The following is a 9,965-nucleotide window of genomic DNA, read 5'->3' as shown; positions in this document are numbered from 1 at the left end:
GCATTCAGCAGCCATAAATACACAACCCCATCACCGAAGAAGGAAGCTAGGAACGCAAGCATGCCGACTGCACAAGTGACCAGCAGCGCATTAATAGGAATACCGCGTTTGTTTAATTTCTCTAGAAACTTAGGTGCTTTGCCCTCTTTGGCAAGTACCCACAGTACACGTGTAGATGCATACATCCCCGAGTTACCAGCAGACAGCACCGAAGTCAAAATGACGGCATTCATAATAGCAGCCGCGAAGGCGAATCCCGCTTTTTCAAAAACAAGGGTGAACGGACTAACTGCAATATTCTCAATACCAGCTTGCATCAAGCTCGGATGTGTAAAAGGAATCAACATGCCAATTACGAAGATTGCAAAAATATAGAAAAACAGAATACGCCAGAAGATTTGTTTAATGGCCTTCGGTACGTTCTCACGTGGGTTCTCACTTTCACCCGCTGCAATGCCGACAAGCTCGGTTCCTTGGAACGAATAACCCGCTGCCATAAAGATACCAAGAAACGCTAGAAAACCACCATGGAACGGTCCACCGTCTAGTGTGAAATTACTGAAGCCAGTTGGCTTCGAGCCGCCCATTATACCAAATATCATAAGCACCCCAACAATCAAGAAGATGATGACAACRGCAATTTTGATCAATGCAAACCAGTATTCCGATTCACCATATCCTTTGACAGACAGTAAATTCAAACCGAAAATAATGGCAAGGAACAGGAAGCTCCACAGATAAGAAGGACTATCAGGAAACCAATATTTAATAATAAGAGTTGCTGCTGCAAGCTCAGAGGCAATCGTAATCGCCCAGTTAAACCAGAAATTCCATCCCAGGGCGAATCCCAAAGAAGGATCCACGAAGCGGCTCGCATATGTGTTAAAAGATCCCGATTCTGGCATATAGGTTGCAAGTTCTCCCAAACTAGTCATAAGGAAGTACACCATAATACCCACCGCTATATAAGCGAGAAGAGCTCCCCCTGGACCAGCTTCTGCTATTGCACTACCACTAGCAAGGAACAAGCCTGTACCAATGGAGCCTCCAAGTGCAATCATCGTGAGGTGACGAGCCTTGAGCCCGCGTTTCAACTGCTGTGGCTCAGTCGAATTGTTTGATGACATTAAAAACACTCCTTAATCATGATGTCGATCCATTGTTCTGGAGTGGGAAACAAGAAGAAACGGTGACACTGTCTTTCAGAACATACGTTTCTTATGGTCACAAAAAAAACGCTCACAGAGGTGAACGTTTTATATCATTCCCATCTTATCTTCTTTGAAGATAGCTCATCACAAATTTACTTATCATAAATTTGTGACAGTTCTGCACCTTCCGGCAACAGTCCCAGCCCAATTGCCCAGAGCAGCAATCAAACTTCGGCGGTTGTTCCTTTCAACAGCTTCAATGACGTTCTCTGCGTCTCCACTGATTTACTTCTAACAACCGCGACCTCTACCTCACCGTTTGATAGGATGAGGGTTATATTCAATTTAATTTATAAGAACATTATAGCGAACATTGAGAGKGTAAACAATGGTATAAAAAGTATATTAGAATCTAAAACCGATGGAGAGTAACATAATATGAAATAAGAGGGTGTCCCATAAACTGGACATTATTTCTTGTCATTAGTCTTGCAGACATGTCAGTGGGATTTTGGCTCTTCGTTATTGTTGCTATTATTACTGGCGTAATCTTGTATAATGTTCATCCAAGCGAACAAACCGTGTTCTCATTCGTTGCAGTTGGAGGGGGTGCCGCTATGGGATGGTTCGTTGGAGGGATCTTGTCTTTCATAGTGTCGCTATTCACTGTAACTGAAAAGATAGGAAATAAAGTGAATAAGTGGCTAGATGAGTAGGGATTAGAAGCAGATTATTGACCAAAAAAACTACTACTGCCTTCGCCATTCGGGACTTGAACCCTAGAGATAGCGCCCATGCTGGGCGCACACAAAAAAAAGACGCGCGATTGTTGCGCGTCTTAGATAATACGGTAACTATGAACGATATGACGTAAGTTTTCGAGCGTCCTCGATTATTTGCCTTGCACGTTCGACTTCCCGATCACTGGGCGTTGGTACTCCTTCTAGCTGATAAGTCCGTCCAAGCTGCTCCCATTTATATACACCCATACGATGATATGGCAGTAATTCGAATTTCTCAACATTAGCAAGCTGTCCCATAAATTCACCTAATGCGTTCAAATCCTCAGGTTGGTCTGTAATACCCGGAATAAGCACATGCCTGATCCAAGCCGGCTTATTACGCTCTGACAACCATTTAGCGAATTTTAGTATCCTATCATTAGGCTGTGTAGTAAGCCACTCATGCTTTTCTTTATTGATTTGCTTCAAATCAAGCAATACAAGATCTGTATAATCGATAAGTTCGGAAGCGTGAGTCGTATCGCAAAATCCTGAACTATCCAATGCTGTATGCAAGCCAAACCTTTCCTTGCAAGCTTTAAACAGTTGAGCGACGAATGGCGCTTGAAGGGTTGGTTCTCCTCCTGTAACTGTGATCCCCCCGCCAGAACCCCTGTAGTAAGGTAAATAGGGCTCAATCTCCTCGAGGATTTCATCGACAGTTACTTGTCGTCCTGTTGCGGTATCCCATGTGTCAGGGTTATGGCAAAACCGGCATTGCAGTGCGCATCCCTGCATGAACAGGACAAAGCGTATACCGGGGCCATCCACGGTGCCGAACGTTTCCATGGAATGAATGCGACCTTTCATGCAGGCCACGCTCCTTTCAATGATAGATTCAAGTTGTTAGATTTCCCCATGGAACGTGCGGCTAATGACATCCATTTGTTGCTCTCTTGTCAACTTAATGAAGTTTACGGCATAACCCGATACACGTATCGTAAGCTGAGGATAATTTTCTGGATGCTCCATCGCGTCCATAAGCTGCTCTCGATTAAAGACGTTGACATTGAGATGATGACCGCCGCTTATCGCATAACCGTCAAGCAATGCAGCAAGATTGCTAAAGCGTACATTGTCTTCTTTGCCGAGTGCTTTAGGAATGATCGAGAATGTATTCGAAATACCGTCCAAGCTGTTTTCATAAGGAATTTTTGCTACCGAAGCCAGTGAAGCGAGTGCCCCTTTTCGATCACGTCCGTGCATAGGGTTGGCACCTGGAGCAAAAGGCTCACCAGCTTTGCGGCCGTCTGGCGTACTTCCCGTTTTCTTTCCGTAAACGACGTTTGAAGTAATCGTAAGCACTGACAATGTCGGAATCGCATTACGGTACGTCTTATGCGTGCGAAGACGGGCCATAAATCCTTCTACCAGATCAATAGCTATTTGGTCAACACGGTCATCATTGTTACCATATTGCGGGTATTCACCTTCTATTTCGAAGTCAATCGCAATTCCCTTTTCATTACGAATAGGACGAACTTTCGTGTGGCGGATGGCGCTTAAGCTATCAGCTACAACTGATAATCCTGCTATACCGCATGCCATCGTTCTTACGATATCTCTATCGTGAAGCGCCATTTCAATTCGCTCATAGCAGTATTTATCATGCATGTAGTGAATAACGTTAAGTGTATTCATATACAGCTTTGCAAGCCAATCCTGAACGATCTCGAAGTTTGCCTTCACTTCTTCATAATCGAGCACTTCCGACGTTAATGGTTTAATATCCGGAACGAGTTGAAGGCCAAGTTTCTCATCTACGCCACCGTTTATCGCATAGAGCAATGCCTTAGCGAGATTGGCGCGTGCACCGAAAAACTGCATTTGTTTCCCAATACGCATAGCAGATACACAACATGCAATTCCATAATCGTCTCCAAAATGCGGACGCATAAGATCATCGTTTTCGTACTGGATCGAGCTAGTTTCGGCCGAGACGCGTGCACAAAACTTTTTGAAGCTATCTGGCAACGCTGTTGACCAAAGAATCGTCAAGTTAGGTTCAGGTGCAGGTCCGAGATTGTAAAGCGTATGAAGGAATCGGAACGAGTTGCGCGTCACATATGTTTTCCCGTTTAGTCCCATGCCGCCGACAGCTTCAGTCACCCAAGTTGGGTCTCCGCTGAACAACTCATTGTAATCTGGCGTACGTAGAAATTTCACAATTCTCAGCTTCATAACAAAATGGTCTACTAGCTCTTGAGCATCGTCTTCTGTTAATGTGCCTTCTTGTAGATCACGTTCGATAAAAATGTCTAGGAAGCTCGATACACGTCCAAGACTCATCGCTGCTCCGTTTTGTTCCTTAACTGCGGCAAGATAGGCAAAGTATAGCCATTGTACAGCTTCATGCGCATTGGCAGCAGGTACAGCAATATCGTAGCCATACGTAGCAGCCATTTGCTTTAATTCGGCTAGACTGCGTATTTGCTCGGAGAGCTCTTCGCGAAGTAAAATGACATTCTCTATCATATCTTCTTCTTCTAATTGGAGAAGTTCTTCTTTCTTAGCTTTAACGAGGCGATCAACACCATATAGCGCAACTCTGCGATAGTCTCCGATAATCCGACCACGACCATAAGCGTCTGGCAAACCTGTGATGATGCCGGCTTTACGCGCAGCGCGCATGTCAGTCGTGTACGCATCGAAAACACCTTGGTTATGCGTTTTCCGCAGTTCGGTAAATATGCGCTCAATCTCTGGCGATAGCTTATAACCGTAGGCTTCACAAGCATCAGCTGCCATTCTTACTCCGCCAAATGGTTGAACGGCACGTTTCAATGGAGCATCGGTTTGCAATCCAACAATCTTTTCTTTAGCCTGATCAATATATCCGGGTTCATGCGACGTAATGCTGGATACTGTATTGACATCAATATCGTGTACGCCGCCTCTATCCCGCTCCTCCTTGAGCAGTTCACTAACCTGTGCCCACAGCGCTGCGGTATTTTCCGTTGGGCTAGCTAGGAAGCTTTCGTCACCTTCATATGAAGTAATGTTTCTTTCAATAAAAGATTGGACGTCGACCTTTTCCTGCCAGTTCCCTGCTGCAAAACCTCGCCATGCCACTTGTGTTCCAATCTGCTTCATGATTTCCTTTTCTGTCTTAGCCATGACTTAGCACCTCCATTTTGTACATCAAGATTGATACTGAGATAAGCGATAATGCCCGATGCTGCCCATTGATACCAATGTGATCGCCACCTGCCAATATAACGCCAGATATCATGGGTATTACTCCTTTCCGGAGGGTCAGAATTTGCCGTAGAATGCATTCCGGTAAACGTCCGCAAGTTCTGTTACAAGCGGCATACGCGGATTGGCGGTTATACATTGATCCTCGAAGGCACGGTCGGCAAGATAGTCAACTCTTTCTTCGAAATCGGTCGGGTCTATTGCTAGGTCCTGGAATTTCTCTGGAATACCTAGAGATTGGCTCAGCTTGCGGATCGCTTCAATTAAGCTGTTAACTCCCTCTGCGGTTGTCCGGGCAGGCAATCCGATGATGCGAGCAATTTCTGCATAACGTTCATCAGCAATAAAGTGGCTATATTTAGGGAATGAAGTGAATTTTGTCGGTTTTTGTGAGTTGTATCGAATAACGTGCGGCAACAGTATCGCATTCGTACGACCATGTGCCGTATGGTATTGACCACCCCACTTATGCGCTAAGCTATGGTTGATACCAAGGAATGCATTCGCAAAGGCCATACCGGCAATTGTGGAAGCATTATGCATCTTCTCCCTAGCTATTTGATCTCCTGTATGATAGGATTTCTCCAGGTTTTGGAATACAAGGCGAATCGCATGAAGCGCTAGTCCATCTGTAAAATCACTCGCCATTACCGACACATACGATTCAATCGCATGAGTAAGTACGTCCATWCCAGTATCTGCTACTGCTATCTTCGGAAGACTGTACACAAACTCAGGATCTATGATGGCTACGTCTGGCGTCAATTCGTAATCAGCAAGCGGATATTTGGTATGCCCTTCATTCTTGTCAGTAATGACCGCAAAAGATGTAACCTCAGAACCTGTACCCGATGTCGTCGGAATGGCTACAAACTTTGCTTTATCGCCCAAACGCGGATATTTGTAAATCCGCTTGCGAATGTCGAGAAACTTCTGTTTCAACGAATGGAAGCTAGTTTCCGGGTATTCATAGAAGAGCCACATTGCTTTCGCCGCATCCATTGGGGAACCGCCGCCTAGTGCAATAATACAGTCAGGCTTAAAGCTATCCATTACTTTTGTACCGCGTTCAACCGTTTCAACGGATGGATCTGGCTCGACGTTAGCGAACACTTCAATTGCGACAGGAGTTGATCGCTTCCGCAAATAGTATTCAAGCTTCTCTACATAACCAAGCTTAACCATCATCTCATCTGTGACTATCAGAATACGGGAGATATCAGGCATTTTCTCCAAATATTGCGTAGCGCCTTTTTCGAAATAGATTTTAGGCGGTATTTTGAACCACTGCATATTGACGGTCCGATAAGCGACGCGTTTGATGTTCAGCAGATTCACCGCTGATACGTTCGAAGTCGTCGAGTTGTGTCCGTAAGAGCCGCAGCCAAGCGTTAGTGATGGCAAGTTTGTATTGTACAGATCTCCGATAGCGCCATGCGTCGAAGGCGAGTTTACAATGACACGGCCTGTTTTGAGTCGACTAGCATAAGCCTGTATAACTCCATCATTGTTCGAATGGATAACCGAGGAATGGCCTAATCCTCCAAATGCTACGATCTCCGCTGCGCGTTCAATGCCCTGCTCGGTTGTCTTCACTTTATAGCAAGCCAGTACTGGGCTGAGTTTCTCTGCCGATAATGGGAAATCAGCTCCAACGCCTAGTAATTCTGCAATTAGAATTTTGGTATCTAAAGGAACTTCAATACCCGCCATTTCGGCAATTTTAACTGCTGACTGTCCAACGATTACTGCATTGACTGCACACTTTTCACTATTAATCACGAGCTTTGAAACTGCCTCAGTCTCGGCTTTATTTAGGAAATAGCAGCCGTTATCCTTCATTAGCTTGCGTACTTGGTCGTAGATGACCTCTTCGATGATGACCGCTTGCTCGGAAGCACATATCATTCCGTTATCAAACGTTTTTGATAAGATAAGATCCGTTACCGCTTGTTTAATATCAGCAGACCTTTCAATAAAGCAAGGTACGTTGCCTGGGCCGACCCCAAGAGCCGGTTTGCCTGTACTATAAGCCGATTTCACCATTGCCGATCCGCCTGTAGCGAGAACTAGAGCAACGTCAGGATGATTCATCAGCAGTCGTGTTGCATCCAAAGATGGTGTTTCTACCCACTGTACACAATGCTCAGGTGCGCCGTTAGCTACAGCAGCATCACGCAATGTTTTCGCCGCTTCTGCAYTGCTTTTTTGCGCGGATGGATGAAAGGCAAAGATGATCGGATTGCGCGTTTTCGTTGCAATAAGGGCTTTAAACATCGTAGTTGAAGTTGGGTTTGTAACAGGCGTTACCCCAGCAATTATTCCGACAGGCTCAGCTACAAGGCGGTAATTTTCGAATGCGTTCTCCTCAATTACACCAACTGTTTTGTTATACTTGATGCTATGGTAAATATATTCCGTTGCAAAGATGTTTTTCGTTATTTTGTCTTCATAAACTCCACGGCCAGTTTCGTCAACAGCCATCTTCGCAAGCAACATATGTTTATCCAGTCCGGCAAGCGCCATGGATTGGACAACCCGGTCGATCTGCTCCTGATTCATAGATAGGAACGCTTCCTGTGCAGCTCTTGCTTGTGAGACTAGTCTGTTCACTTCCTCTTGTGCGGAGCTTTCGCGGTCTAATTTGACTTCTTTAACAGCCATCGGCTTCTCCTCCTTGTAGATCTTCTTAGGAATCTTGCTTCTTCTTGATGGCTTAATCATATCGAAATCACTATTTGCTAACCATGACATTTATCACAATGAACTGTATTTATCCGCAAAAAATATATTTATGAGAAGAAATAGTCCATATCCGTCAAAATTTGTTCAAATAATGGGAATATGATCTCCTCTTCCATCTGAAAATGTCCGTTAAGAACCAAACAGCCTTGCGTCAAATGATCGCAGCCTTCCTTTAACTTTTCGAATAGAGATGGATCTGTACATATCTGTTTTAATGTCAATGGAGCAATGAGCGTACGGCTTAGTTGTAGAAACGATTCGAAAAATTGAAGTGCAAGTTCATGGTCCTTTTCAAGCACCCACAAGGATGGCAAAAGGGTTTGTTCTGTTGTTCTTCTGTAATAACGAGAGAAAGTAGGGAATAATTCTTCGTCCTCCCATTTCGAATGAAGAGCCAGGTCATGAAGCAGTGATTCTGCTTGGCAACGCAACTCCTTTAACGATTGTAGAGAGCCATATTTCCCGAAACTGGAGGTAGTTCTTATGCTGAGTTCACACAATGTGGAACATTTCGCCTTCAATTGAATATGTTCCATCTGAAGATGCATGGCCAATTGGATATAGGCGTTTGGCCGAGCAGAGTTAATAGGGTCCAGCATATTTACTTTTTCTTTTGAAGCATGCATTGCATACACCTCCACTAGTTTTCAAGCATTGTTCTATTTGGTCTGTATTATATAGATACCGCAGGTTGATAGCTGTGAGATAAGGCACAAATCGGCAATCGAGTCTTTCAAGAAACTAAAAACCCAAGCGATGTATCCGCTTGGGTATAAATAGACGATATTATATTCAGGTATATGTGGCATTAAATCCATACTCACTCACTAGCGACACTACCGCCTCCACGTGTATCGAGTGCTGACAGTAGAATAAACTAAGATGTGGCTGTAGAAGCCAATATCAACTTCCATATTTTAAAATTCCCCAGAGGGCAGCCTTAAGTTATCCCCGTTTCAGCTTTAATAAATACACTGGTAAATATGCTGCAATTAACATAGGTATAACCAGCTTCACTTGGAAGATCATGATTAAAAGCAAAAAAACTGCCAGCGGCTTCCGGAGTACTGCACTGGCGAGAGATGTGGTGACTACGGCAATGGATGTTACCGGATCTATCGAGAATAACAACGCAATTCCATAGCCTATGCTTACCCCTGCGAAAATAATAGGAAATATATGTCCTCCACGCCAACCAGAGGCTAAACAAAATTCAGTTAAAAATAGCTTTACAATACCTATTGCCAATAATAAATAAGCTGACATACCGGTCCACTTAGCAGCTATTTCGGTTAACTCATGCTCCCCCGAAAATAAAGTAATAGGGAGAATCGTACCGACTAATCCTAGTACTATCCCGCCAATAACAGCTCTAATGACTTTATAATTTTCAAGTGGTTTGAGTACTTTTTGGGCACTATGACTAAATAATTCATATAATTTTGCAAGCAATACTCCTAAAAGGATCAGCGGAATTATAGCTAATATTTCATATCCGCCTAATGCTGGTGTACCAAAATCCGCTATGGAAAATTGTTTGTTATCTATTTTGGATAATAGGATAAATACAGAAAAACCTGCGACAGTAGTTAATGAATACACAACTGTCTTTATTAGCTTAATATGCCTTGATTCTTTTGTATCTTCTAACAATGTACTAACTCCAAATAGCGGCGCCCTAAAAACCATACCTATTGTTGCCTCAATACTATATTCCATGATGATATCTCCATGTTCATTTAATATAGATTTTTTCTTAACTAATGATTTCAAAACATCTCCTGACCACGTAGAAAGGCCTCCTACAATCCCGACTAAAGCCGCCTCGGGACCAAGACTGGCACCAAAAGAAAGTACACAAATTGCAGTTATGGCGCCCTTAAACACTGAACTGTAATCAATTCTTTTTGTTTGCTTGAACTCTGCTACTACTTCATCTGTTAAACGAGGGTAATTACCAAGGTACTTTTGAGATAAACCTATCAAAATACCGCCAACTACACACACGATTAGTGGCCAAGCTCCAATATCAATTACATTCGGCAAATCAACCCATAAAAAGTGAGTCGTTACAGAAAGAATAGCGAGA

The 9,965-nt window shown here is 43.7% G+C and carries 8 protein-coding genes and 1 riboswitch; of the genes, 1 reads left to right on the top strand and 7 read right to left on the bottom strand.

All coding sequences use genetic code 11. The features are described from left to right. The coding region (locus tag AC1DWN_RS19430; protein ID WP_477560553.1) for an amino acid permease at nucleotides 1–1,127 on the bottom strand (1,127 nt) is incomplete at its 3' end. 153 nt (nucleotides 1,128–1,280) lie between these two features. Then, a riboswitch (Lysine riboswitch) is annotated at nucleotides 1,281–1,469 on the bottom strand. Between the two features lie 185 nt (nucleotides 1,470–1,654). Here AC1DWN_RS19430 and AC1DWN_RS19425 point away from each other — a divergent pair. After that, the gene (locus AC1DWN_RS19425) at nucleotides 1,655–1,867 is read left to right on the top strand and encodes a hypothetical protein (protein WP_477560552.1); all 213 of its coding nucleotides are present in this window, start codon (nucleotides 1,655–1,657) and stop codon (nucleotides 1,865–1,867) included. 138 nt (nucleotides 1,868–2,005) lie between these two features. Here the strand turns inward: AC1DWN_RS19425 and pflA are convergent, their stop codons facing one another. The 6 genes from pflA to AC1DWN_RS19395 form a co-directional block, all read right to left on the bottom strand. After that, on the bottom strand, nucleotides 2,006–2,743 hold the full coding sequence (pflA, locus tag AC1DWN_RS19420; RefSeq protein ID WP_477560551.1) for a pyruvate formate-lyase-activating protein: 738 nt from the start codon (nucleotides 2,741–2,743) through the stop codon (nucleotides 2,006–2,008). A gap of 36 nt (nucleotides 2,744–2,779) precedes the next feature. Beyond that, complete coding sequence (gene pflB / locus AC1DWN_RS19415) at nucleotides 2,780–5,050, bottom strand: formate C-acetyltransferase (RefSeq protein WP_477560550.1); 2,271 nt, start codon at nucleotides 5,048–5,050, stop codon at nucleotides 2,780–2,782. Beyond that, on the bottom strand, nucleotides 5,043–5,165 hold the full coding sequence (locus AC1DWN_RS19410; protein WP_477560549.1) for a hypothetical protein: 123 nt from the start codon (nucleotides 5,163–5,165) through the stop codon (nucleotides 5,043–5,045). The genes pflB and AC1DWN_RS19410 overlap by 8 nt, the downstream gene beginning before the upstream one ends. Nucleotides 5,166–5,188: 23 nt before the next feature. Beyond that, entirely contained in the window at nucleotides 5,189–7,795 is a 2,607-nt protein-coding gene (adhE, locus tag AC1DWN_RS19405; protein ID WP_477560548.1) for a bifunctional acetaldehyde-CoA/alcohol dehydrogenase, read from the bottom strand. Between the two features lie 128 nt (nucleotides 7,796–7,923). Then, nucleotides 7,924–8,502, bottom strand: coding sequence for a hemerythrin domain-containing protein (locus AC1DWN_RS19400; protein ID WP_477560547.1), 579 nt, complete (start codon nucleotides 8,500–8,502; stop codon nucleotides 7,924–7,926). Between the two features lie 319 nt (nucleotides 8,503–8,821). Continuing rightward, nucleotides 8,822–9,965: chloride channel protein (locus AC1DWN_RS19395; RefSeq protein ID WP_477560546.1), on the bottom strand; the 1,144-nt coding region annotated here is incomplete at its 5' end.

The sequence above is a fragment of the Paenibacillus sp. P4_A7 genome (assembly GCF_056402455.1).
The sequence above is the reverse complement of the archived record's forward strand: the minus strand, read 5'-3'. Positions and strand labels throughout refer to the sequence as shown.

Excerpts from the sequence above, each read along its gene's own strand:
- pflA (WP_477560551.1), bottom strand. The coding sequence starts at position 2,743 with ATGAAAGGTCGCATTCATTCCATGGAAACGTTCGGCACCGTGGATGGC.
- pflB (WP_477560550.1), bottom strand. The coding sequence starts at position 5,050 with ATGGCTAAGACAGAAAAGGAAATCATGAAGCAGATTGGAACACAAGTG.
- AC1DWN_RS19410 (WP_477560549.1), bottom strand. The coding sequence starts at position 5,165 with ATGATATCTGGCGTTATATTGGCAGGTGGCGATCACATTGGTATCAAT.
- AC1DWN_RS19400 (WP_477560547.1), bottom strand. The coding sequence starts at position 8,502 with ATGCATGCTTCAAAAGAAAAAGTAAATATGCTGGACCCTATTAACTCT.